This is a genomic window from Rothia sp. HMSC067H10 (genome assembly GCF_001810635.1).
In the GTDB taxonomy this organism is placed as follows: Bacteria; Actinomycetota; Actinomycetes; order Actinomycetales; family Micrococcaceae; genus Rothia; species Rothia dentocariosa.
This window is the reverse complement of record NZ_KV802299.1, coordinates 1-373: the sequence shown is the minus strand read 5'-3', so window position 1 is coordinate 373 and position 373 is coordinate 1. Positions and strand designations below refer to the sequence as shown.

General features: G+C 48.3%; 1 pseudogene. It reads left to right on the top strand.

Annotated elements, in window-relative coordinates:
- Positions 1 to 329, top strand: a pseudogene (locus HMPREF2756_RS04250) (hypothetical protein); the annotation flags it as partial.
- Positions 330 to 373: the final 44 nt, after the last annotated feature.

Sequence of the window (373 nt, the reverse complement as noted above, 5' to 3'; positions counted from 1 at the left end):
TGGTGGGGTACGGCGTTGGTCTTCCATCGTCGTATCTCCCACAGTTTGAGGAACTGATGGGTGCTGAGAACGTGATGATTGCCGGTGAGGGTGTGCGATACCCCTGGTCTGATTTTGAAGAAGAACAACGCAGGAACTTCCCGAACGGTGCCCCGGACCCTCTCTACGATAAAGAAGGGATCGTCTATGGGTTTACGATTGATGATAAGGATTCTACCGGAGTCTATGTGGAAGACCCTCGGTATTATCCTGAATCACCATTGTATGACCCTGCTCTTGCCTCGAAGGTGCACCTGGTGCATAGTGAAGATGTTGATGATACAGAATAGTATATAAGCACGTTCGTATATATTGAGGGTTATTCATGATTGGG